The sequence below is a fragment of the Kitasatospora sp. NPDC004745 genome (assembly GCF_042873275.1).
Taxonomy (GTDB): Bacteria; Actinomycetota; Actinomycetes; order Streptomycetales; family Streptomycetaceae; genus Kitasatospora.
In genome coordinates this window covers 378828-403580 of the sequence record NZ_JBIALK010000004.1, presented here as the reverse complement: position 1 = coordinate 403580, position 24753 = coordinate 378828, and the positions used below count along the sequence as shown (strand labels likewise).

The window sequence follows — 24753 nt, the reverse complement described above, 5'->3', positions numbered from 1 at the left end:
TCTCGCTCGCGCATGGGACGTCCTCCTGAGGGGGTGCGGGGTGGGTGCCGCCGGGGCCGGCGGCACCGGACGGGCCGGGCCGGTGGGCGCCGACCCGGGCCGGCGCCGGCCGGCGCCGGTTCAGAGCAGGCCGCGGACGGTCCCGCCGTCCACGCCCCAGACGGAGCCGGTGACGAAGGACGCGGCCTCGGAGGCCAGGAAGGCGATCACCCGGGCCACCTCCTCCGGCGTGCCCATCCGGCCGAGCGGCAACTGGCGCTTGCTCAGCTCGTGTTCGACGGCGGCCTTGGCGTCGCGGCCGTGGACGCTGCCGAGGGTGTCGGCGAAGCCGCCGGGGCGGGTCCACAGCGGGGTCCAGACCGGGCCCGGCGCGACGGCGTTGACCCGGACGGCCGGGCCCTCGGACAGGGCCAGGCTCTTGGTCAGGCTGAGCAACGCGACCTTGGAGACCTGGTAGTCGGCGGGCCCGGCCTCCGGCTGGCGGGCCAGGTCGGAGGCGTTGGTGACGATGCTGCCCCGGCCGCGCCGGCGCATCCCGGGCAGCACCAGCCGGGCGGCCCGGACGGCGCTCAGGAAGTTGAGCTCGAAGGTGTCCAGCCAGTCCTGGTCCGAGAGCTCGTCGAAGGTCCGGGCGTAGCACTGGCCGACGTTGTTGACCAGGACGTCCACCCGGCCGCCGAGGCCGTCCAGGGCCGCGCCGACGGCGTCGGCCACGCCGCCGGCGGTGGCGAGGTCCCCGGTCACCGTCAGGACGGCGGGTGCGCCGTCCGCCCCGCCCAGCTCGGCCGCGAGCTGCTTCAGCCGGTCCTCGTCGCGGTCGACCAGGGCGAGCCGGGCGCCCTCGGCGGCGAACAGCCGGGCCGTCTCGGCGCCGATGCCGCTCGCGGCGCCGGTGATCAGGGCGTGCTGCCCGTCGAGTCCGAGCCTCATCCGACCCCCACCTCCGTGCTGATCAGCCGGAGGCGGTCCGAGACACCGGTGTTGGCCACGGTGACGGCGTACCCGGGGGGTACGGCCACCGACAGCCCGGCCGAGCCGACGGTGGGCACGCCGTCCACCGAGATCACGGCGCTGCCCTCCAGGACGTGCAGCACGATGCTGCGCCCGGCCGGCACCCGCTCCTCCAGCCGGCCCGAGGCCGGCACCTCCAGCAGCCGGAACCGGTGCCAGTCCCCGGTGAAGTACGGGGTGAGGTCGACCTCGGCGGCCAGGCCGGTGCCGGCCGGGGCGAGCAGGTCGGGGACGTGGATCCGGCCGGGGGCGGCGGCGGGGCCCTCGCCGGGGAAGACCTCGGTCACGAAGAAGTGCATGTCCTCGGTGCCGCGGTTGGCGATCGAGTGGGCGGAGCCGATCGGGGTGGTGACGAGGTCGCCGGCGGCCACCTCGATCTCGACCCCGTCCATGGTGACCACGGCCCGGCCGGAGACGATGTAGTAGATCTCCTCGGTGCGCAGGTGCACGTGCTCGCCGACCGAGCCGCCCGGCTCGATCACCACGTACTCGACGCAGTTCCACTCGCCTTCCAGGTGCATGCCGTTCATCAGCATCTTCCAGCGGCACACCCCCTCGCCGCCGACCTGCGCCCGGGTGACGGCGGGTCCGGACACGTCGTTGGTGATGGGGCCGAAGGGGCGGCGCTCGCCGCGGACGACGGTGGCCATCAGGCGCTCACCAGCTCGGCGCGGCGGGCCAGCACGGAGTCGATGCCGATCCGGACCACGGCCTCCTCGACCTGGGTGATCTGGGCGCCGCCGGGGCGGTGCGGGCGGCCCAGGCCCTCCAGGAGGATCAGGTCGCAGCTGCCGTCGCGGTGCGGCAGGTAGCCGCGCTTGTTGTCGAGCCGCACGACGCCCAGCAGCGCGTCGGTCTCCAGCCCCTCGGGCAGCGCGGTGGGCGCGCCGTTGAGTTCCAGCAGACGGCGGTGGGCCGCCTCGTCGGCGCGGTCGAGCAGCCCCAGCTCGCGGGAGACGCGGGCGGCGGCGAGCATGCCGACGCCGATGGCGAAGCCGTGCCGCAGCCGGCCGTCCGTCAGCAGCTCGGCCGCGTGGCCGACGGTGTGCCCGTACTCCAGGGCCAGGGCCCCGTGCTTCTCGGTCGGGTCGTCGTGCATCACCGAGGTCTTGGCGTCCACGCACAGGTCGATGAACGAGGTGATCACGTCGGGGGAGTAGCGGCCGTCCGGGCGCAGCAGCGCGGCGACCTCGTCGTACCGCTCCGGCACGATGGCCAGCACGTTCTTGATCATCTCGCAGAGCGCGGACTGGGTCTCCGCGGCCGGCAGCGACTCCAGGAAGTCCAGGTGGTTCCAGACCAGCACGGGGGCGTGGAAGGTGCCCAGGTGGTTCTTGCCGCAGCGGGAGTTGACCGCCTGCTTCAGCGAGAGCACCGAGTCGGACATGCCCAGCAGGGTGGTCGGCATGTGCACCAGCCGGATCCCGCGGAAGATCAGCGCCGCCAGCAGGCCGGCGATGTTCCCGACCACGCCGCCGCCGAGGGCCACCACGACCGAGCGCCGGGTGATGCCGCTGCGCAGCGCCTGCTCGGCGAGGCGGTCCAGGGTGGTGAGGCTCTTCTCGGTCTCGTCGGCGGCGGCGCTCAGGACGACGGTGGGGGCGAGCAGGGCCAGCTGCCGCTCGGTCTCGGCGACGACGTGGGCGGGCAGGCCGGCGTCCGCGACGACCACGAAGCGGTCGGCGTCCAGCCGGGCGAAGCGGGTGCGCAGGTCGAGCCAGGCGGTGCGTCCGTGCCGGACGTGGAAGTCGTAGCGGACGTCGCCGAAGCGCACCTCGCGGTCGAGGCCGGCGGTCGGGGCGGTCATGACGCTCATGGGTTCTCCCTCACGGAGACGGGGCGGTGGGTGTCGGTCGGGTGCGGGGCCGGGTGCGGCCCGCGCGGGAAGAGGGCGTCGACGAAGCCGTTGCGGAACTTGCCGTCGGGGTCGAGCCGGTGGGCCAGCGCCGCGAAGTCGGCGGCCCGCCGGTAGCCGGCGGCGGTCGCGGCCGGGGCGGCGGCGGTGAGCTTGCCCCAGTGCGGCCGGGCGCCCAGCGGCATCAGCCGCCGCTCCACGGCCTCCAGGACGGGCCGGACGGCGGGCAGGTCCCGCACCCAGGTGAAGTGGAAGGTCGCCGAGTCGCGCCGGTAGGCGGGGCTCAGCCACAGGTCGTCCGCGCGGACCGTCCGCAGTTCGGCGACGTGCAGCACCGGGGCGACCAGCTCGCCGAGTTCGCGCACCGCGGCGATCGCGGCCGGGGCGGCCTCCCGCGGCAGGTAGTACTCGGACTGCAGTTCGGCGCCGGCGCCCGGGGTCAGGTCCGGCCGGAAGTGCGGCAGGCGTTCGTGCCAGGGCCCGGCGACGCCCAGCTGCGGCGTGCTGGAGCCGGCCGGCATGCCGGGGACGGGGTGCATCGGGCGGTCCGCCGGGCGGCCGCCGCTCCAGGTGCCGGCGGGGCGGTCGACGCGGTGCTTGAGCCAGACGTCGGCCCGGCCGCTGCGCCAGTCGGTGAATGCGCTGACGCTGTAGGCGGCGCCGAACACCTCGTCGTAGCGGTCGGCGACCTCCTCCAGCGGCACGTCGACCCGCACCCGCTGGGCGACCCGGTAGGCCGGTTCGACGGCCAGGGTCAGCCGGGTGACGACGCCGAGCGCGCCGAGCGCGACCACCGCGCCGGGGAAGACCTCCGGGTCGTCGGCCCGGCTGAGCCGGACGGTCCCGCCGTCGGGGCCGACCAGTTCCAGTGCGGTGACGGCGCCGGACAGGCACTGCTGCCCGTCGCCGGAGCCGTGCGTGCCGGTGGCGACGGAGCCCGCCACCGAGATGTGCGGCAGCGAGGCCAGGTTCGCCAGGGCCAGGCCGGAGCGGTGCAGGGCGGCCGCGACGTCGCCGTAGCGCAGGCCGGCCGCCACGGTCGCCGTCGACCGGTCGGGGGCGACGACGACCTCGGGCGGGAGGCCGTCCAGCACCACCTGGTCGTCGACGGTGTCGGCGACCAGGCTGAAGGAGTGGCCGCTGCCCAGGGCGCGGATCCGGGCGGTCCGTGCCACCAGACGGCGCAACTCCTCGACGCTGCCTGGGCGGTGGAGCCGCTTGCGGGCGTAGACGACGTTCCCGGCCCAGTTCGCGGCCGGTTCCCGGGCGCTCACCGGGCACGCTCCGCGCGGCCCGCGCCCGCCGGGGACGCGCCGCTGAGGCCCGCGCCCACCGGGGGCGCCTGGGTGGGCGGCGCCAGCTCGTCGACGGTGACGAAGCGGTAGCCGCGCCCGTGCAGCCCCTCGATGATGGCGGGCAGCGCGTCCACGGTCTGGGTGCGGTCGCCGCCGCCGTCGTGCAGCAGCACGATGGAGCCCGGCCGGGCCTGCTCCAGCACCAGGGCGGAGATCGCCTCGGCGCCCGGCATGGTCCAGTCGTCGGGGGCGACGTCCCAGAGCGCGATCCGCGCGAAGGTCTCCTCCAGCCAGCCCAGCACCTCGGGCGTCCGCGCCCCGTACGGGGGGCGGAACAGGGTGGGGGCCGGGCCGCCGGAGGCCGTGGCGATGGCCTCGTCGGTGCGCTCCAGCTGCTCGACGAGCTGCGCGCGGGTCAGCTCGGGCAGGAACGGGTGCGACCAGGTGTGGTTGCCGATCCGGTGGCCCTGCTCGCGCATCCGGACCAGCAGGTCGGGGTGCGCGCCCGCGTTCATGCCGACGCAGAAGAACGTCGCGGGGACGCCGTAGCGCTCCAGCACGTCGAGGATCCGGTCGGTGTAGGGCGGCAGCGGGCCGTCGTCGAAGGTCAGCGCGACCTCGCGGCGTCCGGCCCCGCCGTGGCTGATCAGGCGTCCGGCCCGGGTGAGGGCGGCCACCTCGGCGGTGGTGGAGGCGATCCAGGCCTCCAGCTCGCCCTCCCGGCCGGTCTGGGTGCCGCGCCGGCGCTCCAGCGGGACGAGTGCGGAGGGCCGCAGCCGTGCGGTGCGGGCCAGTTCCTCGGCGCCGACCGAGCTGAACGGCGGGCGCGCGGGCAGGGCGTGGGCGTCGATCCGGTGCACGGTGATCCCGGCGGCCATCAGGCGGCCGTCGAGGATCCCGTTGGTGCTCTCCACCACGGTGACCAGCGGCCCGTCGAGGCCGCGCAGGTGGCGGATCAGTTCCTCGGTGCGCGCCGGTGCGAAGTGCAGCGGCGCCGCTGCGAGGCCGTCCTGGTCGACGGTGTGGACGTGGTACCCCTCGGCGCTCCAGGAGACTCCCGAGTAGAACATCCGAGTTCCTTCCTTGGGTGGTCCGGTGGTCCGGTCACGCGGGCTTGCGGTACTCCGTGAAGTGCCGCTCGGCGAAGAGCTCCGGCCGCGTCCCGCGGTCGAGCTCCAACTCGCGTGCCCGGCGCAGCATGTGGCGCCAGTACGGCTTCACCGGCGGCCACAGGGCGCCGGTCTGGCAGTACGACGCGTCGACGAAGTAGCGCTCCTTGCCGGGGTGGTGCGGGTTCGGCCGGCGGGCGTGGAACAGCGCCGAGTGCAGCACCACCGTGGAGCCGGGCGGGAGTTCGTCGACGACGACCTCGCCGGGCAGCACCCCGGTGTCCAGGTGGGCGAGGGCGGTCTTGGGCGCGGCCCGGTGGTGCGAGCCGGGCAGTACGACCAGGGCCGAGGTCTCGCGGTCGAGCCCGTCGAGGTAGTGCAGGGTGTGCACCATGCCGTACGCGCGGTCCGAGGCGAGGGCCTGCTCGTAGTCGTGGTGCCACTGCTTGCCGGCCAGGCCGGGGGCCTGGCGGTCGCTGTGCAGGTGGTGGAAGACGAAGGACGGGCCGAGCAGCCGGTCGAGCACGGCCAGCAGTGGCGGGTGACCGATCAGTTCGCCGTGGGCCGGCAGTTCGAGTTCCAGCACGGGCGGGTCGCCGTGCACCGCGGGTTGGAGGCAGCAGGCGATGGAGCGGGCCCGCAGGCCCTCGTCGACCCAGCGGTCGACCTCCGGTCTGAGCCGGTCCACCAGGTCTGCGGGGAGGAACGAGGGGAGGATCAGGTAGCCCTGTTCCGCGAACCGGTCGAGCTGTTCGGGGCTCAGCGGCGCCGTGGCGTCGAGTGGGGTCGCGGTGGCGTCGAGGCGGGTCGGGTAGTGGAGCGACACGTGCGTTGACTCCGTTCGGCTGGTTCGGACGAGCGGGCGTGGGGGCCGCTTACGGCCAGTCGATGCCGTTGCCCGGGGTGTTGATCCCGGGGCCGTGGGTGCCGCCGGTGGCGGTGGGCGTCGGGGTGGCGGTGGGAGTGGCGCCGGACGGCCCGGTGGGCCAGTCGATGCCGTTGTCCGGGCCGCTGGCGGCGCTGGTGCGGGTCGGCGGGGTCGGCCAGTCGATGCCGTTGCCGGGACCGTTCAGGCCGGCCACGGCGGCGAGGCCGAGGACGGCGAACAGGGCGGCGGCGGTCAGCCGGGTGCGAGCACGCATGGGTCACTCCAGGACATGGGTGTGTGTGGGGGGTGTTGCTGGGGGCAACTCGTGGTGTCTGCCGTTGCCAACGAGGCCAACTTAGTCAGGCCGTCCGAGCCTTGGCAATAGATTGCCTCAAGTTGGCAAGTCTAGACCAACTGACGTAGCCTAGGTTTGCCCATCTGTCCCGATTTCCACTACGCTGCGGTGCTGTCATCAGCTCTCGCCCGCCATCGGATGCTGAATTCAGGCGGCTTCGCACTCGCTGAGCAGCACCTGAATGCGGGCCTCCGGACATCAGGGACTCACATTGATGGAACAGCCTCTTTTCGGGCGCCGACTGAAGGAATTGCGCGCCAAGCGCGGCCTCTCCCAGGCGGCACTGGCCGGCGAGGAGATCTCCACCGGATACCTCTCGAGACTGGAGTCGGGGCTGCGGCAGCCGACCGACCGGGTGGTGGGTTACCTCGCCGGGAAACTCGACGTGGACCGGTCCGCCTTCGACCTGCCGCCGTCGGGCAACTCGCTTGCCCAGGCGCTGAGCATCGCCACCTCGATGGAGGGCGACGAGGCCGTCGAGGGGCTCCTCACCGCCCTCGAGTCCGGCGACGAGCAGGACCCGCTGCAGCGCTGGCAGGCGCTCTGGCTGGTCGCCCGGCACTGGCGCACCCTCGGCGACCGCCCCCGGGAGCTGGCCTGCCTGCAGGAGCTCGCCGCGATCGGCGGCGAGCTGGCGCTCCCCGAGCTGCAGTGCCGGGCGTGGACCCAGCTGGCCCGCTTCGAGCGCTCCGCCGGCGAGATCGACGAGGCCATCGGGCACGCGGCCGGCGCGCACCGCCTGGCCAAGGAGTCCGGGCTGTCCGTGCTCACCGTGGCCGGGGCCCTGCTGGCCCTGGTCTCCGCGGAGGCCGAGGCGGGCCGGCTGCCGGACGCGCGGGCGCACGTGGACGAGCTGCTCGGCCTGGTCGGGGACCGCACCGACGCGCTGCGCGCCGAGGCGCTCTGGGCGGCCGCCACCGTGCGCTACCGCCAGGGCGACCACGAGGGCGCGATCGAGCACCTGGAGCGGGCCATCGAATGGCTGGACAGCCGGGTGGACCTCACCCTCTGGATGCGGCTGCGCCTGGCCGGCGCGTCCCTCGCGCTGCAGCTGACGCCGCCGCGCACCGAGCTGGCCCGGGCCAGGATGGCGGAGGCCGAGTCGGCGCTCGCGCTGGTCGGCACCCCGATGCTGCGCCAGGAGTTCCGCACGCTGCAGGCCTACCTGGCCTTCGAGGAGGGCCGCCACGCCGACGCGCGGGCCGCCCACGACGAGCTGTTCCGGGGCGACCTGCGGCTGACCTACCGGGACCAGATCCGGCTGAGCATCATGAACAGCCGGCTGCTGATCATCGAGGGCCGGCGGAGCGAGGGCATCAAGCAGCTGAAGGAGCTGGCCGAACAGGCCCGGCAGGCCTCCAACATCGATCTCGCGGCCGAGGTCTGGCGCATTCTGGCGGAGATCCTGGAGGAGGGTCCGGCCTGAGACACTTTTCTTGTCACGTCGTTGCCTGAGAGTTGCCTACTCTGGCACAGTTGCTTCATGGCCCGCGGTCGCGACCCTCACTGCCCGCGGGCCTGACCCCGGCAACTGAAAGGAGACCCAGGCCGTGACAAGACGTGCCAACGGGCACCACCAGGCAGCAGCGCACCGGCCCGCCCCCCGGTCGGAGCGGACATGAGCGCCACCACCGCCGAACTGCGCCGTCGCACCGCCCGCTGGCTCTCGGTGGCCCGGCTGCTGCGCCACGTCCCACCCGGGACCCTCGCCGCGACCCTGCTGCTGAACGTGCTGCTCGGGATCCTGCCCGTCGGCTTCGTCGTGGCCATGAGCGTCCTGCTCCAGCGGGTGCCCGCCGCCGTCACCGGCGCCGCCCCGCACGCCTGGACCGCCGTCCTGACCGCCCTCGGGGTGGCCGCCCTCGCGCTCGCCCTGCAACAGGCCCTCGCCCCCTTCCAGGCCGCCGCGGGCGAACTGGTGATGCGTCACGTCGACCAGCGCTGCCGCGGCCTGCTGATGCACGCGGCCCTCACCGACGCCCCCGCGATGGCCCTCGACGACCCGCGCCTGCTCGACCGGCTCGACGCCGCCAGGACCGCCTTCGACCGTGAGTCCGCCTCCCCCGGCGACGCCGCCGCCGGCGCCCTCGCCCTGGTCGCCCGCTACACCCAGCTCACCGGCTCGGTGCTCCTCGTGGGCTTCGCGCTGTCCCCCGCCGCGGCCGTGGTGATCGGCCTGACCGCCCTGGTGATCCGCTTCGGCCAGCGCGGCTCGCTCGGCGCCTTCGGCGACTTCTACGACGGCATCACCGGCCACAAGCGCCGCGTCGGCTACCTGCGCACCCTCACCTCGGGCACGCACGCCGCCAAGGAGATCCGGCTGCTCGGCCTGATCGGCTGGTTGCGCGACCGGTACGCGCGCGAGAACCTCGGCTACCTGACCACCATGTGGCAGGGGCGGCGGCGCATCCTCGGCCGCCCCTTCGTCCTGCTGTCGGCCGTCGGCGTGGCCGGATCGGCCGCCACCGTCGCCATGCTCGCCGTCGCCGCGGTGGACCACGGCCTCGGCCTGCTGGAACTCGGCATCGCCCTGCAGGCCGTCCTCACCCTGATGCGCTTCGGCGTCTACTTCCCCGAGTGCGACGTCCAGACCCAGTACGGCGCCATCGCGCACCAGGCCCTGCTGGACTTCCGCGACGGCGCCCGCGCCCTGCCCGCCCTGACCCCCGGCGCCGACCGCCCGGCGGCCGGCCTGCCCGAACGCTCGATCCGCTTCCACGACGTCGGCTTCCGCTACGGCGCGGGCGGCCGCGCCGTCCTCGACGGCCTCGACCTGGAACTGCCCGCCGGCACCTCGACCGCACTGGTCGGCCTCAACGGCGCCGGCAAGACCACCCTCGTCAAGCTCCTCACCCGGATGTACGACCCGACCGCCGGCCGGATCACCGTCGACGGCCACGACCTCACCGACATCGCGCCCGAGGAGTGGCACCGGCGGCTCGCCGTCATCTTCCAGGACTACGTCCGCTACGAGCTGAGCGCCCGCGAGAACATCGCCCTGGGCGCACCCGGCTTCGCCGGCGACGAGGCCGACCTGCTCGCCGCCGCCCGCCGCGCCGGCGCCACCGAGGTCCTCGCCGCGCTCCCGCAGGGCCTGGACACCGTGCTCTCCCGCCAGTACCGCGACGGCCGCGACCTCTCCGGCGGCCAGTGGCAGCGGATCGGCCTCGCCCGCGCCATGTACGCCGTGCGCGCCGGCGCCTCGGTCATGGTCCTCGACGAGCCCACCGCCCAACTCGACGTCCGCGCCGAGGTCGAGTTCTACGACCGCTTCCTCGAGATGACCCGCGGGCTCACCACGCTGATCATCTCCCACCGCTTCTCGACCGTCCGCCGGGCCGACCAGATCGTCGTCCTGGAACACGGGAAGGTCGTCGAACGCGGCAGCCACGACGAACTGGTCGCCGCCGGCGGCCGGTACGCCACCCTGTTCCGCCTGCAGGCCGAGCGCTTCACCGACCAGGCCGAGCCGGCGGAACCCGACCTGCTGACGGACGCCGCCTCATGACCCACCTCGCCCGCACCATGCGCTGGCTGTTCGGACTCGCCTGGCGCACCGACCGCGGCCGGTTCCTCAAGGCCGCCACCCTGATCTCCCTCGGCCACCTGGCCGTCCCGCTGGGCGCGCTCGCCCTGCGGGCCTTCACCGACGACCTGCTCGACCACCGCCTCGCCCCCGCCCTGCTGCTGGCCGGTGTCATCGCGGCGGCCCTGGTGGCCGAGCTGATGATGGGGCACTTCGCCCACCTCCACTACTTCGAGCTCGGCGAGCAGGCCGAGGGCGAGGTCACCTCCGAACTGATGGCCCTCGCCAACGGCACGCCCGGGATCGAGCACCTGGACAGCTCCGAGTTCGCCGACACCGTCGAGCTGGTCCGGGAGGAGGTCCAGCGGATGCGGGCCTACGTCGAGGCCCTGCTGCAGATCGTGGCCCTCGTCGTGCAACTGGCCATCACCACGGCCGTCCTCGGCTCGCTGGAACCCTGGCTGCTGCTCCTCCCGCTCGCCGCCCTGCCCCCGGTGCTGACCGGCCGGTCCGCACAGCGCCGCATCGACCGCTCGCGCACCGCCGCCGCCGAACAGAACCGCCGCGCCCGCCACCTGCTGCACACCGCGACCACCGCCAGGTCGGCCAAGGAGGCCCGGCTGTTCGGGACGGAGGCCGCGCTGGTCCGCCTGCACGACCGCAGCTGGGAGCAGGCCACCGGGCGGCTCTGGCGCGGCCAGCTGTCCGCCGCCGCGTTCCGGGCGCTCGGCCAGCTCGCCTTCGCCGCGGCCTGTTGCGGGGCGGTCTACCTGGTCATCCGGCAGGCCGTCCGCGGCCGGCTGACGATCGGTGACGTCGTCCTGGTGATCACCCTGGCCGTCCAGGTCAACGGCCAGGTGGCCGCCGCCCTGAGCACCCTGTCGACGCTCCAGGCGGCCGGGCACACCGTCCAGCGGCTGCTCGGCCTGCGGGCCTGGCCCGCCCGGCAGGCCGGCACCGCCACCGCGGGCGGGGCCGCGCCGGGAGCCGGCCCCGCGGCCGCCGCGCCGGCCGGGAGCGTCCCGTTGCGGCTGAGCCGCGGCATCCGGCTGGAGGGCGTCGGCTTCAGCTACCCCGGGACCGACCGCCCCGTCCTGCGCGGTGTCGACCTCGACCTGCCGGCCGGGAGCACGGTGGCACTGGTCGGCGAGAACGGCGCCGGCAAGAGCACGCTGGTCAAGCTGCTCTGCGGGCTCTACCAGCCGACCTCGGGGCGGATCCTGGTCGACGGAGTGGACCTGCGCGACGCACCGCCGCAGGAGTGGCAGGCCCGGGTCTCCACGCTGTTCCAGGACTTCGCCCGGTTCGAGCTCACCCTGCGGGAGAACGTCGGCGTCGGCGACCTCGCCCGGATCGACGCGGACGAGATCCTCGTCGCCGCGCTCGAACAGGCCGGTGCCGGGCCGGTCCTGCCCCGGGTCCCCGGCGGCCTGGACGGCCCGCTCGGACGCGGCTACGTGGACGGCGCCGAACTGTCCGGCGGCCAGTGGCAGAGTCTCGGCCTGGCCCGCTCCGCGCTGCGGGACGAACCGCTGCTGCTGATCCTGGACGAGCCGGCCGCCGCGCTGGACGCCGCCGCGGAGCACCGCGTCTTCGAGCGCTACGCGGGCTCCGCCGAGCAGGTGGGCCGGCACGGCGGTGTCACGCTCTTCGTCTCGCACCGCTTCTCCACCGTCCGGATGGCCGACCGGATCGTCGTGCTGGACGGCGGCACCGTCGCCGAGTGCGGCGACCACGTCGAGCTGGTGGCGCGCGGCGGACTCTACGCGGACCTGTTCGCGCTCCAGGCGCGCAGCTACAGCTGAGGGACGACCGCGGGGACGGACGACGGCGGTGCGGCAGGCCCTGGGCCCGCCGCACCGCCGTCGTCCGTCCGTACGCCCCCGTCCGTACGCCCCCGTCCGTACGCCCCCGTCCGTACGCCCCCGTCCGCGCACCGTCGTCCGGGTGTTCTCGTCCGGGCGTCGGGCCCGGTCACGCCTCGGGGCCGTGGACCGCTCGGCAGCGGTCCACGGCCCCGGAGAGGCGGGCCCGAACGGGCGGGCCGGGTCAGGCGGTCAGCCGGCGACCGCCGCGGCGCCGGCCAGGACGGCGTCCCGCACCAGCGGACGGAGCAGCGCGCCGACCGCCGGCAGCAGCCGGTCCGGCACCACCCGGCGGACGGCGCCCGGGCCGAGGGTCGCCAGCGCCGCGCCGGCCAGCGGGCGGTCCGGGTCGATGCCCGCGCCGCGCCCCGGGTCCACCTCCGCGGTGATGACGCCGAGCAGGAACGAGACGATCCAGACCTCGGTGAGCACCACCTCGCTCACCCGGTCGGTCAGCAGCTCGCTCTCCGGGCGCCGGCCCAGCGACTCCCGCAGCTCGGCCGCCAACCGGTCCACGGTGACGCCGCGCTCCAGCAGGGCCTCGCGCGCCGAGGTCCGCACCCGCCCGTCCACCGTGGAGTCGTCCGGCACGCAGGCGTCCGAGTACTGGCCCCAGAAGTCGTAGTACGGGACGGTCTCCAGGCCGGTGAGCAGCGAGTACGGGCCGCCCGCCGGGAGGGCCGCGCCGACCGGGGCCAGGCAGGCGGCGGAACGGCGGCCGTGCACGTTGTTGCCGACCAGGCTGACGTCGTTGTGGTGGTCGACCAGGTTGGCCACCGGGATCAGCGTCCGGGTGCCCCGGTCCGCCAGGTAGTTCAGCAGCGCCAGGTCGTCCGGGTGCCCGCTGTCGGCCTTGGTCCGGACGAACTCGCCGAAGCCCAGCGCCACGTCGGCGGGCAGGACCAGCGCGACCGAGGGCACGTAGTCGTCGACGGCGGGCGCCAGGTCGTGCCCGAGCAGCGCGGCGATCCGGACCGCGTACGAGGTGCGCGAACCCCACTCGGTGAACAGGCACAGGGCGGCGTCCGGTTCGGCCTCGATCAGCGGGAGCAGGCGGTCGAGGAGGTCCTCGACCGGCAGGGCGTCGTCCTGGAGCACCAGGTGGTGGGTGGCCCCGGGGCGGACCGACTCCCAGGCCACCCGGGCGCTGCGCAGCGCCGAGGGCGGGCCGTCGGGCTCCGGGTCGAGCGCGATGGTGAGGTCCAGGCCGGGGAAGCGCTCGACCAGGGCGTGGGCGGCCGCGGCCCGCCGGGGGTGGGTCATCACGGCGGCGGAGAGCCGGATCGGGGGCAGGGTCATGTCTCGTCTCCTCGTCTTCGGTGTCTTCTGGTGTCTGCTGGTGCCGGCGGTGGCGCCGGCGTCGTCGGCGAACGGACGCGGGGCCGGCGAAACGGGTGCGGGGCCGGCGGCACGGCCGCGCGCCGCCGCCCCCGGGGCGGTCAGCGCCGGTCGTCGCCGGCCGGTGCGCCGACCTTGCGCGCGACGCGCTCGGCGGAGTTCCGGACGGCCGCCCGGTAGGGCTCGCCGAGGCCGCAGACCGGTGCCAGCAGCCGGCACTCGTCGACGCTCGCGTCCTCGTACGGCAGGGCGAAGCCGACCAGCGGGAGCACCTCGGCCGGGGCGCGTCCGGCGAACAGTGCTGCCGCCTCCGGGTCGGCGATCCGCCCGTGCTCGTCGAGCAGCACGCCGAGGGCCAGCACGTCGCGTCCGTCGACGGTGCCGCGGACGGCACCGAGGGTGTGCCCGGGGGCGGCTGCGGCCAGCTCCCGCTCGACCTCCGGCATCAGCCGGTCGGCCTCCAGCCACCCGCCGAAGGCGAGGGCCAGTTCCAGGTCGAGCCGGGGCCACTTGGCCAGGTAGTACCGGTTGGTCTCGACGGCCGAGCGGTCCTGGGCGCCGGAGTCCCGCCGGTGCGGCAGGTGGACGCCGTAGACGTCCTGGCCGAGCGTGATCGGGAGCCCGGCCCGGGCGATCCGCAGCCCCCACTCCTGGTCCTCGGCGCCCCAGCCGAGGAAGCCCTCGTCGAGCAGCAGTCCGTGGGTGCGGACGGCCGCGGTCGGCAGGGCCATCAGGCCGGTGCGGGCGAAGGCCCAGGGGAACCGGGCGAAGGCCGGGGCGTGTCCGGCGGACCAGCGAGGGTCCAGCCGGGCCCGGTCCGCCGACTCCAGGTCGGCGAGGACCTGGCGGTAGTGCGCGTAGTCCGGGGCCTCGACGGTGTCCAGGTCGGTGGAGATCACCTCGTCGTAGCCGAAGACCTGGCCGAGCACGCAGACCTGCTGGCCGTGCTGGAAGTGCCGTTCGTAGAGGGTGCGCAGGGCAGCCGGGGGGATGACGACGTCGGCGTCGAGCACCATGACGGCCTTCCCGGTGGCGTGCCGGATGCCCAGGTTCCGGGCGTGGCTGGTGTTCCACTCCTTGCTGGTGAGCACCGAGACGATGTCGAGCCGCCCGGTGAACTCGCGGCACAGCGCGACGTACGCCGGGTCGTACTCCATCACCCCGACCACGACCTCGAACTCGGAGCGGTCCAGGGTCTGTTCGGCGAGCGAGGTGAACACCGCCCGGATGTTGTCCAGGCGCTGCTTGTAGGGGATCACCACGCTGATCTTCGGTTCGGTCACTGCTGCCTCTCGTCTGGCCGTGGGGAGCTGAACTGGCGCACCCCAGCCTAGGAGGATTGGCAACATCAGGCAATAACGTGACTGAACTTTGGAAACTCAAGGCAAGCCCTGGCAAGGTGGCTGGTGCGGCCGGGTTCCGACCCGCCCGCACCTGCCCGGACGTGCGAAAACGGCTCCGCACCGGTGAACCTGCACCGGTGCGGAGCCGTTTCCGTTCCGCCGCCCGCCCCGCGGGGGCGCCGTCGACCTTTTGGAGCAACCCCTAGCGGGCGCCCCACGCCTCGTCGGTCGGCACGACCTCGCGGCCGAGCGGCATCAGCGAGATCGGGATCATCTTCAGGTTCGCCCACCCGAAGGGGATCCCGATGATCGACAGGAACAACGGGACGCTGGTGATCAGGTGCGCGAGGGCCAGCCACCACCCCGCGAAGATCAGCCAGATCACGTTCCCGATGCAGGACGCCGCCCCGGCCTCCGGCTTCTCCACCGTCGTCCGCCCGAACGGCCAGAGGATGAAACCGGCGATCCGGAAGGACGCAATGCCAAATGGAATGGTGATGATGAGAATGCAGCAGATGATTCCCGCGACCGCGTAGGCGATCGCCATCCAGATCCCACAGAAAAGCAGCCAGATGACATTGAGGATGAATTTGAAAACCGTCATGGCTGACACCTTCTCACGGCTGGCGGGCTGGCCCCTACGATCCAGCCATTCCCGCCCCGCCCCGTGTCTACGCCCCTAGGGGTCGATCGTCGGGGTCCGCTCGGGGGTGCGGGTCGGGACGGCCGTGCAGGCGTGGGACCAGCCACGGGCGCCGGACCCCCGTCCGGCCGGGTGGGGGCGGGCCGAGGCGTCGACCATCGGGCCCGCCCGGCCGCCGGTGGCCGGGGCCGGGGCTGCAGGGGTCACGGCCGCGGCCTGGCGGCGGATTTCCGCGGACGGGAATTCCTCCTCGCCTCTGCCGGTGTGTGACGGCCCGGTTCCCCGGAATCCCCGCGCCGGCGGTCGGGGAGGGATATCCCGCGATTCCGGCAGCCGGCCGCGATGACGGGCGGACGGATCCGGCCGGCGGATTCGGGCCGCGGTCGCGGTGGCGGCCGGGCGGCGGGTGCAGGGCCCGCCGCCCGGCCTTCGGGGGCCGCGCGGCCCGCCCGGCGCCGGCGGGCGGTGTGGCCGTGCGGCGGCCCGGTCGGCCCGGTGCGGATCCCACACGGTCCGCACCGGGCCGGGTCGAGGGGAGGGCCTACCGGCGCAGCGGGCCCTCGCAGGTGTAGTCGGCGGTGCCGGCCCGGCCGGTGGGCCAGACGTCGACCTTGCCGAAGGTGCAGTTCATGTCGTTGAGGTTGTCGGCGCCGGCGACGTCCCTGGTGCGGGCGAGGACGAAGTAGTCGACGGTGTCGGACATGTCCTTGAAGACCTTGTCCGGGTCGGTGGCGTCGGTGAGGTTGGCGGTGATGCGGCCGGTGCAGACGAAGCGCATCGGCTTGTTGGCCCAGTCGCCGTTGTCCTTGCAGTCCGGGGTGTTCTGGGTGGCCGCGGCGAAGGCCGTCCGGACCTCGGAGGCCCAGGCGAGGTCGAGCGAGCCGTTGGCGGTGAAGGAGGTGGACGGCACGTACAGGTGGTCGACGTCCTTGATCTGCGCGTCGAGGAAGGCGGAGTACTCGCGGTTCAGGGCGGCGTCGGCGCCGAGGCGCTCGCGCCAGGCGTCGAAGCCGGCCGGGTCGTCGGCGCGCTGGTGGTCGTACATCTCGCGGAGCAGCGAGGGGTGGGCGGTCCAGAGGAACTCGAAGAAGGTGCCGGCGTAGTTGTAGAAGTGGAACGCCGGGGTGTCGTCGTAACCGGCGTGCAGGATCTGGGCGATGGTCATCCGGGGGATGCCGGAGGCCTCGTCGGAGGCGAGCTTGGCGACCAGCGACTTGCGGACCCGGATGCCCTGGTCGCGGGTGGATCCGTCGAAGAACTCGGCGGTGCCCTCGTCCATCGCGGTGGTCCGGTCACCGGCGTACCAGCGGGTGTCACCGAAGTAACCCGGCACCGCCCAGCGGCCGTTGAGGTAGTGCACGTACTCGTGGCGGAAGAGTTCCTCGAGGGTCAGGGTGGAGTCCTGCGGGACGCGCCGCTGGTAGGTGTAGAAGGTGGCGCCGCGCTCGATGTAGATGCCGCCGTTGTTGGTGCTGTAGCCGGTGAGGATCGGGTGGTAGACCTCGTAGTCGGCGCGGGAGGCGTAGAGCTGGATGTGCAGGGTGCTGTTGACGTCGCCGGCGAGCGGCTGGTCGGTGCCGAGGACGCGCAGGAACTGGCTCTTGACCTGCTTGCTGGCGTAGTACATCTGGTCGACGGTGGCCTTGTCGAGGGCGGTGCGGACCTCGATGGCGCCGTTGTCGTAGGTGTAGGTGTTGGGGAAGAGACGCTTCTCGAGGTCGGCGACGCAGACGCCGAACTGCTGGCAGACGCCGTAGGTGTTGGCCCAGCCGATGAGCTTGGCCCACGGGTCGGACCACTCGCCGAAGGTGGCCTTGGTGGTGGTGAGCAGGGCGCCGAGTTCGGCGACCACGCCGTCGTGCAGGGCCGCGACCTGGCCGAGGCGGCCGTACTCGCCCATCGCGTCGCGGGCCGCCCAGGCGTTGGCGGTGCCCTTGAGGTGGCCCCAGCCGGCGTAGGCGCGGATCGCGGCGCGGAAGTCGCCGTCGGCGGTGACGGCGGCGAGGTAGGCCGGGTCCTGGTTGGCGACGCCGAGGTAGTTCATGTTGAGGGCCTGGAGGACGGCGTTGCCCCACGCGGAGCTGTCGGCGACCGTGGTGCCGGGGGCGAGGACTCCGAGCAGGCGACGGGCGAGGCCGAGGTTGTGCTGGCGCAGCCCGTCGGCGCCGGCGGTGATGGTGGCCTCGCGCAGGATGTCGGCGGCGAGGTCGGTGCGGTCGAAGGCGTGCGCGCTGCCGGTGTAGGCGGTGACGGCCTCCTGGAGGGCCGCGAGCGTGCCGGGGTCGGTGACGTTCAGTTCGTGGTGGCTGAAGCCGTGGTAGACGGTGGCGTGCAGGTACGTCCACAGCTCGTAGAGGTGCGAGGCGTTGCTGCCGTCGTCGGTGGCGGACAGCTGGGTGATCCGGTGGGCGACGGCCTGGACGTGGGCGTTGTCCATGGTGGTGGTGAAGCGGGCGTCCCAGGTCCAGATGATGCCGCGCAGGCAGCCGTCGGCGGTGACGGCCGGGTCGGTGAGGAAGGCGACCAGCTGGTCGGCGCCGAGGCCGGTCAGTCCGTCGACGGTGCAGGGCACGCCGGCGCGGGTGGTGGGTGCGGCGGTGGCGGTGGCGGGGGAGGCCGGGGCGGCGGTGGGTGCGGGGGCGCCGACGCGGTCGGGCAGCAGGCCGGGGACGGGGGAGCCGCCGAGCGAGCCGCCGCCGGGGGCCGGGGCGGCGGAGCCGGGTCGGGCGGCGGCGCTGCCGAGGTGGTCGGCGTCGTCGTAGGCGGTGCGCTGGTCGGCGCCGACGGGGCTTCCGGCGGTGGACGCGGTGGCGCCGGGTGTGGGGGTGGTGGCCGTCGTGGCGGCCGGGGTGAGTGCCTGGGCGGTCTGCAGGGTGGGCAGCGTGAGGGTGGCGGCCATGGTGGCGGCGAGCAGGACCCGCTTGGCGACACGGGAGGTTGACACCGGTACTCCTGGTGGGGGAAGTGGCAGGGCGGTGCGAGGCGGCAGTGCCGTGGGTTTCCGGCCCGGGACTGCCGGGGGGTGGGGTGGGGCCGGGGCGGACGGTGGGGTCGTCGGCGCCCTTGGGGTGCTGCGTAACATAGCAATGTGAAATTGCACCTGCCAAGAGGATGAACGAAGTTGACCCCGGATCGGGTGGACGGCCCGGCTCCGGGTAGCCTTCGGGATACCCTGCGGGGGTACGTGGGCGGCCTCGGTCGGAGGCACGGACGGTCGGGAGGCGGAGGATGGCGCGGTCGCGACCCCTCGGACCGGCCCGGCTCGCCCCGCCCCCGGCGCCCCGGGCACTGCGGCTGCTGCTCCTCGCCGCCCTGCTGCTCGGCCTCGTCACCATGCACACCCTCGGCCACCCCGCGGGCGGGCACGGTCCCGGTGGCAACGGCACGGGCGCCCCGGGGCACGCGGCCGCCGCCGCGCCGCACCGGGCGACGGCCGCGCAGCCCGGCGAGCCCGCCGCGCCGCACCCGCCGACCGCCGGACGACCGGCCGGCTCCGCCACCGCCCACCCCGCGGCGGCCGGTACCGACCCGATGTCCGTCTGCCTCGCCGTCCTCGTCGGCTGGACGCTGCTGCTCCTCGCCGCCGGCCCGCTGCCGCACCGCGACCGCGACGCCGCGGCCGCCGTCCGGGCCCGGCTGCTGGCGGCCGTCCGCGCGCTGCCCCCGCCCGGGGGCGGGCGGATCCTCCTCGCCCGGCTGTCGGTGCTGCGTCAGTAGGCGCGCGCCGGCCGTCCCGTGCCCGCGCGCGGAACGGCCGACGCGTCGTCCGACTCACCCACACCACCGCACGAGGTGCACTCCGTCATGCGCACACCCACCCGTCGTACCCTGCTCGGCGCGGCGCTCGCCGCCGCCGGCACCGGCCTGCTCACCGCCTGCTCCTCCGGCGGCACGGGAGGCATGGACCACTCCGCCATGGGCCACCCCGGCCCGAACGGCACGCTCGGCTCGAGCGACCCGAACGCCCCGGCCGCCACCGCCACGACCACCGCCCCCGGCGGCTTCGTCACCCCCGACGGCCCCGAGGTCGCCGCCGCCGAGGCCGCGCGCCGGCCCGGACCCGAGCGCAGGGTCGCCCTCACCGCCACCGAGACGACGCTCGACCTCGGCGGCCGGACCGTCAGGAGCTGGGCCTACGGCGACCGGCTGCCCGGCCGGGAGATCCGCGCCACCGCCGGCGAGACCCTCGCCGTCACCCTCGCCAACCACCTGCCGCAGCCGACCTCGCTGCACTGGCACGGTCTCGCGCTGCGCAACGACATGGACGGCGTGCCGGGCCTCACCCGGGAGGCCGTCCGGCCCGGCGCCGCCGCCGAGCACCGCTTCGCGCTCGGCCACCCGGGCACCCACTGGTTCCACCCGCACTCCGGGGTGCAGCAGGAGCGCGGCCTGTACGCGCCGCTGATCGTCGAGGACCCGAGGGAGCCGCTGCGCTACGACCGGGAGTGGGTCGTCGTCCTGGACGACTGGCTGGACGGCGTCGACGGCAGCACCCCGGACGCCGTCCTGGCCGAACTCGCCGCAGGCGCGGGCGGGACGGACCACGCGGCGGGCGGCCACGACATGCCGGGGATGTCCGGCACGGCCGGCGCCACCGGTCCCTCGCGGATGCTGATGGGCGCCCGCAGCGCCCTGCTCGGCGGCGACGCCGGCGACGTCGCCCACCCCTTCCACCTGGTCAACGGCCGCCTGGCGGCCGCACCCGAGACCTTCACCGCCAAGCCCGGCGACCGGGTGCGGATCCGGCTGGTCAACGCGGGCGGCGACACCGCCTACCGGGTCGCCCTCGGCGGCCACGAGCTGACGGTCACCCACACCGACGGCTTCCCCGTGGAGCAGACCACCACCCAGGCGCTGCTGCTCGGCATGGGCGAGCGCTACGACGTCCTGGTCACCGTCAAGGACGGCGTCTTCCCGCTCACCGCGCTCGCCGAGGGCAAGGGTGCCACCGCGCTCGCCCTGCTGCGCACCGGTGGCGGCACGGCCCCGGACGCCTCGGTGCGCCCGGTCGAGCTGGACGGGCGGCTGGTCACCGCGGCGCGGCTCAAGGCCGATCCGGCGGTGCGGCTGCCGGCCAGGGCGCCGGACCGCACGGTGCGACTGGACCTCACCGGCGGTATGGCGACGGCCGATTGGGCGTTCAACGGACGCCGGTACGAGCCGTCGCAGCGCCATCCGGTGGCGGCGGGGGAGCGGGTCCGGCTGGAGTTCCGCAACACCACGGGCATGTGGCACCCCGTCCACCTGCACGGGCACAGCTTCGCGCTGGCCGGTGACGGGCCCCGCAAGGACACCGCGGTGGTGCTGCCGGGCGAGACGCTGGCGGTCGACTTCGACGCCGACAACCCGGGTCTGTGGATGGTGCACTGCCACAACGTGTACCACGCGGAGGCGGGCATGATGACCGTCCTGGGGTACCGGGCCTGACCGGCGGGTGCCGGGGCGGGGCCGGCCGTCCGTCCGTCCCGCTCCGGCGCCTGCTCGGCGGGGGCCCGCCCTGGCGCCGGCTCGGCGGGGGCCCGCCCCGGCGCCCTTTCGCCCGGGTCCCGCTCTCGCCGTTCGCCCCCCCCGCAGGAGTCCCGCCGCGGTGCCGTGGGAGTCCCGCCCGGTGCCGGGCTCCGGCGGCACCCCCGCGCCCCCGCCGTGCCACCCGCCGCGACCTGCGGAGCAATGACGCTTTCTTAACGCGGGCCGATGACGATTCCTTGACGCCCGTCGCATAGCCTGGCGCACTGCCGTCGCCCGACGGCGCTTTTACGGGGTCTTTAAACAAGAGGTGCAAGGTGGCTTCGTCGGGGTCGACGGACACGGCGACGGCGGATCCGTCGTCGGCGCGAATACGGTTGCGCAACTGGCTGCTGGAGGACGTGTCCGCGGAGAAGCCCTCCGCCGCCGAGGCCGCCGAGGGCTCCGGGCACGGTGGGGCGGAGTCGGGGGACTCCGGCGCCCACAAGGGCGAGCGCTGGTGGCGGGTGATGTGCCTGACCGGCCTGGACTACTTCTCGACGCTCGGCTACCAGCCGGGCATCGCCGCCCTGGCCGCGGGTGTGCTGTCGCCGATCGCGACGATCGTGCTGGTGGTCGTCACCCTGCTGGGAGCGTTGCCGGTCTACCGCCGGGTCGCCCAGGAGAGCCCGCGCGGCGAGGGTTCGATCGCGATGCTGGAGCGGCTGCTCTCGTTCTGGAAGGGCAAGCTGTTCGTCCTCGCACTGCTGGGTTTCGCGGCGACGGACTTCCTGATCACCATCACGCTGTCGGCCGCCGACGCGAGCGCGCACCTGGTGGAGAACCCGCACCTGACCGGTGTCCTGGGCGGCAAGCAGGTGCTGATCACGCTGGTCCTGGTCGCGATGCTCGGAGCGGTCTTCCTCAAGGGCTTCGGCGAGGCGATCGGCCTGGCCGTCGTCCTGGTCGGGATCTACCTGGTGCTCAACGTGGTCGTGGTGGCCGTCGGCCTCTGGAAGGTCGTCGAGGCCCCGCACGTCGTCACCGACTGGACCGACGCGCTGACCGCCCAGCACGGCAACCCGGTCCTCATGGTCGGCGTCGCGCTGGTGGTGTTCCCGAAGCTCGCGCTGGGCCTGTCCGGCTTCGAGACCGGTGTCGCCGTGATGCCGCACATCGAGGGCGACCCGGACGACACCGAGGAGAAGCCCACCGGCCGGATCCGCGGCACCCGCAAGCTGCTCACCACCGCCGCCGTGATCATGAGCTGCTTCCTGATCGCCACCAGCTTCATCACCACGCTGCTGATCCCGGCCGACCAGTTCAAGCCGGGCGGCGACGCCAACGGCCGCGCGCTGGCCTACCTGGCGCACCAGTACCTCGGCGGGGCCTTCGGCAGCGTCTACGACCTCTCCACCATCGCCATCCTCTGGTTCGCCGGCGCCTCCGCGATGGCCGGCATGCTCAACCTGCTGCCCCGCTACCTGCCGCGCTACGGCATGGCGCCGCACTGGGCGCGCGCGGTGCGGCCGATGGTGATCGTGCTGACCCTGATCGGCTTCCTGGTCACCTGGATCTTCCACGCCGACGTGGACGCCCAGGGCGGCGCCTACGCGACCGGTGTGCTGGTGCTGATCAGCTCGGCCGCGATCGCGGTCACCATCGCCGCGTACAAGGCGCGCCAGCGCGGCTGGACCACCGCCTTCGCGATCATCGCGGTGATCTTCCTCTACACCACGGTGCTGAACGTGACCGAGCGCCCCGACGGTCTGAAGATCGGCGCCTGCTTCATCGCCGGCATCATCCTGGTCTCGCTGCTGTCCAGGCTCCGGCGGGCCTTCGAGCTGCGGGTCACCGACGTGGCCCTGGACGAGGTGGCGGAACGCTTCGTCAGGGACTACGCGCACCGCCCGCTGCGGCTGATCGCCAACGAGCCCACCCACCGCGACGTCGCCGAGTACCGCGACAAGATCCGCCAGATCCGCGCCGACAACGACATCCCCGGTGAGGACGACCTGGTCTTCGTCGAGGTCACCGTCCGGGACGCCTCCGACTTCGAGGCCGCGCTGACCGTGCGCGGCGAGGTGCTGCACGGCCGCTACCGGGTGCTGACGCTGGAGAGCTCCAGCATCCCCAACGCGATCGCCGCCCTCGCCCTCACCGTCCGCGACCGCACCGGCCAGCAGCCGCACCTCTACTTCGAGTGGACCGAGGGCAACCCCTTCGCCCAGTTCCTGCGGTTCTTCCTGTTCGGTCAGGGCGAGGTCGCGCCCGTCACCCGTGAGGTCCTGCGCGAGGCCGAGCCGGACCGCTCCCGCCGCCCCCGCGTCCACGTCGGGTAGGGCGCCCGTCCGGCCCCTGCACCCGCGGCAACGCCGTCGGCCCGCCCGGTCCACAGCGGACCAGGCGGGCCGACGGCGTTCACGGCTCCCTAGGAGGGCAGGCGCAGCAGGAGTCCGGGCTGGATGAGGTCCGGGTCCCCGCCGACGGCGGCGCGGTTGAGCGCGTAGAGGGCGGGCCAGCCGCCGGGCACGCGCAGGGCGTCGGCGAGGTCGGCCAGGGTGTCGTCCTCGCGGACCGTCCAGGTGCCGGCCCCGGCGGTCGGGGTGGTGGTCGGGGCGGTGGCCGGGGCCGCGGCGGCCGGTGCGGCCGGCAGGGGGAGGGCCTCGTCGTGCGCGCGCCCGTGGTCGCGGGTGGCGCGGGCGCCGCACACCGGCCAGGGCGAGAGGCCGCGCTTCGCGGCGAGGTGCTGGGCCACCGCGATCTGCTCCTCGCGGCTGGCGAGGTCGGCGCGCGGGGCGTAGGCGAGGCCGCCGTACTCCCGCCAGGTGGGGGCGTCGAACTGGAGGCCGCCGAAGTAGCCGTTGCCGGTGTTGACGTGCCAGTCGCCGCTGCTCTCGCAGGCCGCCACGCTCTCCCAGTCGTACCTGCCGCCGTGCCTCCCGCCGGGGTCGGATCCGGTGGCGCGGCCCGGTGGCGCGGCCTGGGCCGTGGGGGCGGCGACGGCGACGGCGACGGCGCACAGGGCGGCGGGGAGGAGACGTCGGAGACACGCGGTGGCAGGCATGGGCGGCTCTCAGGTTCGGGAACAGGGCCTGCACCGCCCGGAGGCGGCGCACTCCCAACCGACGCACGCCGAGTGGGGCGGGCCGCCGCCGACACGTCCGGCAGGTCACCCGCCCGGCCGCGCCGGACCACCCCGCCGGCCCGCGGCCATCCGGCCGTACCGGCCGTTCGGGATCCGCGCGGGATCCGTTCGGGATCCGGGCGGGAACGGCGCGGCGAACGGAGCGGGGAGGGGCCTGGAGAGCCTCCCGGAGGACCGGCGCCCCGAGCCCGGGCCGGCACCCCGGCCCGGGCCGTTCCGCGGGGTCAGGCCTTGATGGTGAGCCAGGCGCCCAGGCCGTTGCAGCCGCCGGCGTCGTAGCTGGTGCTGCGGTAGCCCGCCGGGATCGGCGAGTAGGGGCAGGTCCAGACGCCGTTGCGGACCAGCTCCTGGAACCAGGCGCCGACGCCGCTGCACCCCTGGGGGTTGTAGTTGGTCAGCACGTAGCCGGAGACGATCGGGGAGCCCGAACAGGTCCAGAGGCGGTTCTGCGCGGGCTGCTGGTACCACGAGCCGTGGTTGTTGCAGCCGCTCGCGTTGTACATGGTGATCACGTAGCCGGCCGGGACGGGCGCCCCGGAGCAGCTCCAGCCGCCGGCCGCGGAGGCGGTGCCGGCCGTCGTGCCGGTGAGGGCGGCCGCCAGCACGGCGACCACCGCGGCGGCCCTTCCGAAGCGGGTCATCAGTCGGCGCAGGATCCTGGTCACGGCGACACCGTTCCGATCGTCGTCAGCCGGCCGTCGGGACGGCGCGGGGAGGGAGGAGCAGAGGAGGCGGGGCTGCGCCGCACCCTAGCGGCGGACGATCGGTCGGCGGCAGGTCCGGACCGAAAGATCGCCGAAGCTGACCGGAAACGATCCGTCAGCCCCGGGCGGGTGGGCACGAGCACCCGCAGTGGCGGGCGGCGGACGTGGAGTAGGGGGTACGGCCGACGTCTTGTCGCAGCTCGGGGCATCTGGCAGGCTCGGCCGCGACGCCGCGAAGGGTGCCGCCG

Annotated in this window: 19 protein-coding genes; 6 read left to right on the top strand and 13 right to left on the bottom strand. The window is 74.4% G+C overall.

Annotated elements, in window-relative coordinates:
• Window positions 1–120 precede the first annotated feature (120 nt).
• Genes ACFYUY_RS10765 through ACFYUY_RS10735 form a run of 7 tightly spaced genes read right to left on the bottom strand, consistent with a single transcriptional unit; the run spans window position 121 to window position 6412 of the window.
• Window positions 121–930 (bottom strand): SDR family NAD(P)-dependent oxidoreductase, encoded by an 810-nt coding sequence (locus ACFYUY_RS10765; RefSeq protein ID WP_387899930.1) that lies wholly within the window; start codon window positions 928–930, stop codon window positions 121–123.
• Window positions 927–1661, bottom strand: a complete 735-nt coding sequence (locus ACFYUY_RS10760) for a cupin domain-containing protein (protein ID WP_360217867.1) — start codon at window positions 1659–1661, stop codon at window positions 927–929. Before ACFYUY_RS10760 ends, ACFYUY_RS10765 begins: the two co-directional genes overlap by 4 nt.
• Window positions 1661–2827: a 2-deoxy-scyllo-inosose synthase gene (locus ACFYUY_RS10755; RefSeq protein ID WP_387899928.1), complete on the bottom strand. Its 1167-nt coding sequence runs from the start codon at window positions 2825–2827 to the stop codon at window positions 1661–1663. Before ACFYUY_RS10755 ends, ACFYUY_RS10760 begins: the two co-directional genes overlap by 1 nt.
• Window positions 2824–4140, bottom strand: a complete 1317-nt coding sequence (locus tag ACFYUY_RS10750; protein ID WP_387899927.1) for a D-arabinono-1,4-lactone oxidase — start codon at window positions 4138–4140, stop codon at window positions 2824–2826. The genes ACFYUY_RS10755 and ACFYUY_RS10750 overlap by 4 nt, the downstream gene beginning before the upstream one ends.
• A complete protein-coding gene (locus tag ACFYUY_RS10745; protein WP_387899925.1) occupies window positions 4137–5231 on the bottom strand; it encodes a polysaccharide deacetylase family protein in 1095 nt (364 codons plus the stop codon). Before ACFYUY_RS10745 ends, ACFYUY_RS10750 begins: the two co-directional genes overlap by 4 nt.
• Window positions 5232–5265: 34 nt before the next feature.
• Window positions 5266–6096: a phytanoyl-CoA dioxygenase family protein gene (locus tag ACFYUY_RS10740; RefSeq protein ID WP_360217855.1), complete on the bottom strand. Its 831-nt coding sequence runs from the start codon at window positions 6094–6096 to the stop codon at window positions 5266–5268.
• A gap of 49 nt (window positions 6097–6145) precedes the next feature.
• On the bottom strand, window positions 6146–6412 hold the full coding sequence (locus tag ACFYUY_RS10735; protein ID WP_360217852.1) for a hypothetical protein: 267 nt from the start codon (window positions 6410–6412) through the stop codon (window positions 6146–6148).
• Window positions 6413–6707: 295 nt separating this feature from the next.
• On the opposite strand from ACFYUY_RS10735, the gene ACFYUY_RS10730 reads away from it, so the two are divergent.
• The 3 genes from ACFYUY_RS10730 (at window position 6708) to ACFYUY_RS10720 (ending at window position 11824) form a co-directional block, all read left to right on the top strand.
• Entirely contained in the window at window positions 6708–7919 is a 1212-nt protein-coding gene (locus tag ACFYUY_RS10730; protein WP_387899923.1) for a helix-turn-helix domain-containing protein, read from the top strand.
• A 192-nt stretch (window positions 7920–8111) separates the two neighbouring features.
• On the top strand, window positions 8112–10001 hold the full coding sequence (locus tag ACFYUY_RS10725) for an ABC transporter ATP-binding protein (RefSeq protein WP_387899921.1): 1890 nt from the start codon (window positions 8112–8114) through the stop codon (window positions 9999–10001).
• Complete coding sequence (locus tag ACFYUY_RS10720; protein ID WP_387899919.1) at window positions 9998–11824, top strand: ABC transporter ATP-binding protein; 1827 nt, start codon at window positions 9998–10000, stop codon at window positions 11822–11824. Before ACFYUY_RS10725 ends, ACFYUY_RS10720 begins: the two co-directional genes overlap by 4 nt.
• 252 nt (window positions 11825–12076) lie before the next feature.
• Here the strand turns inward: ACFYUY_RS10720 and ACFYUY_RS10715 are convergent, their stop codons facing one another.
• From ACFYUY_RS10715 to ACFYUY_RS10700, 4 genes are all read right to left on the bottom strand, one after another.
• Entirely contained in the window at window positions 12077–13183 is a 1107-nt protein-coding gene (locus tag ACFYUY_RS10715; protein ID WP_387899917.1) for a hypothetical protein, read from the bottom strand.
• 140 nt (window positions 13184–13323) lie between these two features.
• Complete coding sequence (locus tag ACFYUY_RS10710) at window positions 13324–14505, bottom strand: glycosyltransferase (protein WP_387899916.1); 1182 nt, start codon at window positions 14503–14505, stop codon at window positions 13324–13326.
• A gap of 262 nt (window positions 14506–14767) precedes the next feature.
• Window positions 14768–15169 carry a YccF domain-containing protein gene (locus ACFYUY_RS10705; RefSeq protein WP_360217834.1) on the bottom strand — a complete coding sequence of 134 codons (402 nt, stop codon included), beginning with the start codon at window positions 15167–15169 and terminating at the stop codon, window positions 14768–14770.
• A gap of 580 nt (window positions 15170–15749) precedes the next feature.
• A complete protein-coding gene (locus ACFYUY_RS10700; RefSeq protein WP_387899914.1) occupies window positions 15750–18152 on the bottom strand; it encodes a collagenase in 2403 nt (800 codons plus the stop codon).
• 284 nt (window positions 18153–18436) lie between these two features.
• On the opposite strand from ACFYUY_RS10700, the gene ACFYUY_RS10695 reads away from it, so the two are divergent.
• From ACFYUY_RS10695 to ACFYUY_RS10685, 3 genes are all read left to right on the top strand, one after another.
• Complete coding sequence (locus ACFYUY_RS10695) at window positions 18437–18925, top strand: hypothetical protein (protein WP_387899912.1); 489 nt, start codon at window positions 18437–18439, stop codon at window positions 18923–18925.
• Window positions 18926–19012: 87 nt separating this feature from the next.
• Window positions 19013–20635 carry a multicopper oxidase family protein gene (locus tag ACFYUY_RS10690; protein WP_387899910.1) on the top strand — a complete coding sequence of 541 codons (1623 nt, stop codon included), beginning with the start codon at window positions 19013–19015 and terminating at the stop codon, window positions 20633–20635.
• 548 nt (window positions 20636–21183) lie between these two features.
• Window positions 21184–22995, top strand: coding sequence for an amino acid transporter (locus tag ACFYUY_RS10685; RefSeq protein ID WP_360217925.1), 1812 nt, complete (start codon window positions 21184–21186; stop codon window positions 22993–22995).
• Window positions 22996–23084: 89 nt separating this feature from the next.
• On the opposite strand, the gene ACFYUY_RS10680 is transcribed toward ACFYUY_RS10685, so the two are convergent.
• Window positions 23085–23720 carry a transglycosylase family protein gene (locus tag ACFYUY_RS10680; protein ID WP_360214924.1) on the bottom strand — a complete coding sequence of 212 codons (636 nt, stop codon included), beginning with the start codon at window positions 23718–23720 and terminating at the stop codon, window positions 23085–23087.
• Window positions 23721–24025: 305 nt separating this feature from the next.
• The gene (locus tag ACFYUY_RS10675) at window positions 24026–24466 is read right to left on the bottom strand and encodes a hypothetical protein (protein ID WP_360214921.1); all 441 of its coding nucleotides are present in this window, start codon (window positions 24464–24466) and stop codon (window positions 24026–24028) included.
• Between the last annotated feature and the right edge of the window lie 287 nt (window positions 24467–24753).

Excerpts from the sequence above, each read along its gene's own strand:
- ACFYUY_RS10745 (WP_387899925.1), bottom strand. The coding sequence starts at position 5,231 with ATGTTCTACTCGGGAGTCTCCTGGAGCGCCGAGGGGTACCACGTCCAC.
- ACFYUY_RS10695 (WP_387899912.1), top strand. The coding sequence starts at position 18,437 with ATGGCGCGGTCGCGACCCCTCGGACCGGCCCGGCTCGCCCCGCCCCCG.
- ACFYUY_RS10760 (WP_360217867.1), bottom strand. The coding sequence starts at position 1,661 with ATGGCCACCGTCGTCCGCGGCGAGCGCCGCCCCTTCGGCCCCATCACC.
- ACFYUY_RS10755 (WP_387899928.1), bottom strand. The coding sequence starts at position 2,827 with ATGAGCGTCATGACCGCCCCGACCGCCGGCCTCGACCGCGAGGTGCGC.
- ACFYUY_RS10685 (WP_360217925.1), top strand. The coding sequence starts at position 21,184 with ATGTGCCTGACCGGCCTGGACTACTTCTCGACGCTCGGCTACCAGCCG.
- ACFYUY_RS10765 (WP_387899930.1), bottom strand. The coding sequence starts at position 930 with ATGAGGCTCGGACTCGACGGGCAGCACGCCCTGATCACCGGCGCCGCG.
- ACFYUY_RS10730 (WP_387899923.1), top strand. The coding sequence starts at position 6,708 with ATGGAACAGCCTCTTTTCGGGCGCCGACTGAAGGAATTGCGCGCCAAG.
- ACFYUY_RS10715 (WP_387899917.1), bottom strand. The coding sequence starts at position 13,183 with ATGACCCTGCCCCCGATCCGGCTCTCCGCCGCCGTGATGACCCACCCC.
- ACFYUY_RS10720 (WP_387899919.1), top strand. The coding sequence starts at position 9,998 with ATGACCCACCTCGCCCGCACCATGCGCTGGCTGTTCGGACTCGCCTGG.
- ACFYUY_RS10725 (WP_387899921.1), top strand. The coding sequence starts at position 8,112 with ATGAGCGCCACCACCGCCGAACTGCGCCGTCGCACCGCCCGCTGGCTC.
- ACFYUY_RS10690 (WP_387899910.1), top strand. The coding sequence starts at position 19,013 with ATGCGCACACCCACCCGTCGTACCCTGCTCGGCGCGGCGCTCGCCGCC.
- ACFYUY_RS10735 (WP_360217852.1), bottom strand. The coding sequence starts at position 6,412 with ATGCGTGCTCGCACCCGGCTGACCGCCGCCGCCCTGTTCGCCGTCCTC.
- ACFYUY_RS10705 (WP_360217834.1), bottom strand. The coding sequence starts at position 15,169 with ATGACGGTTTTCAAATTCATCCTCAATGTCATCTGGCTGCTTTTCTGT.
- ACFYUY_RS10680 (WP_360214924.1), bottom strand. The coding sequence starts at position 23,720 with ATGCCTGCCACCGCGTGTCTCCGACGTCTCCTCCCCGCCGCCCTGTGC.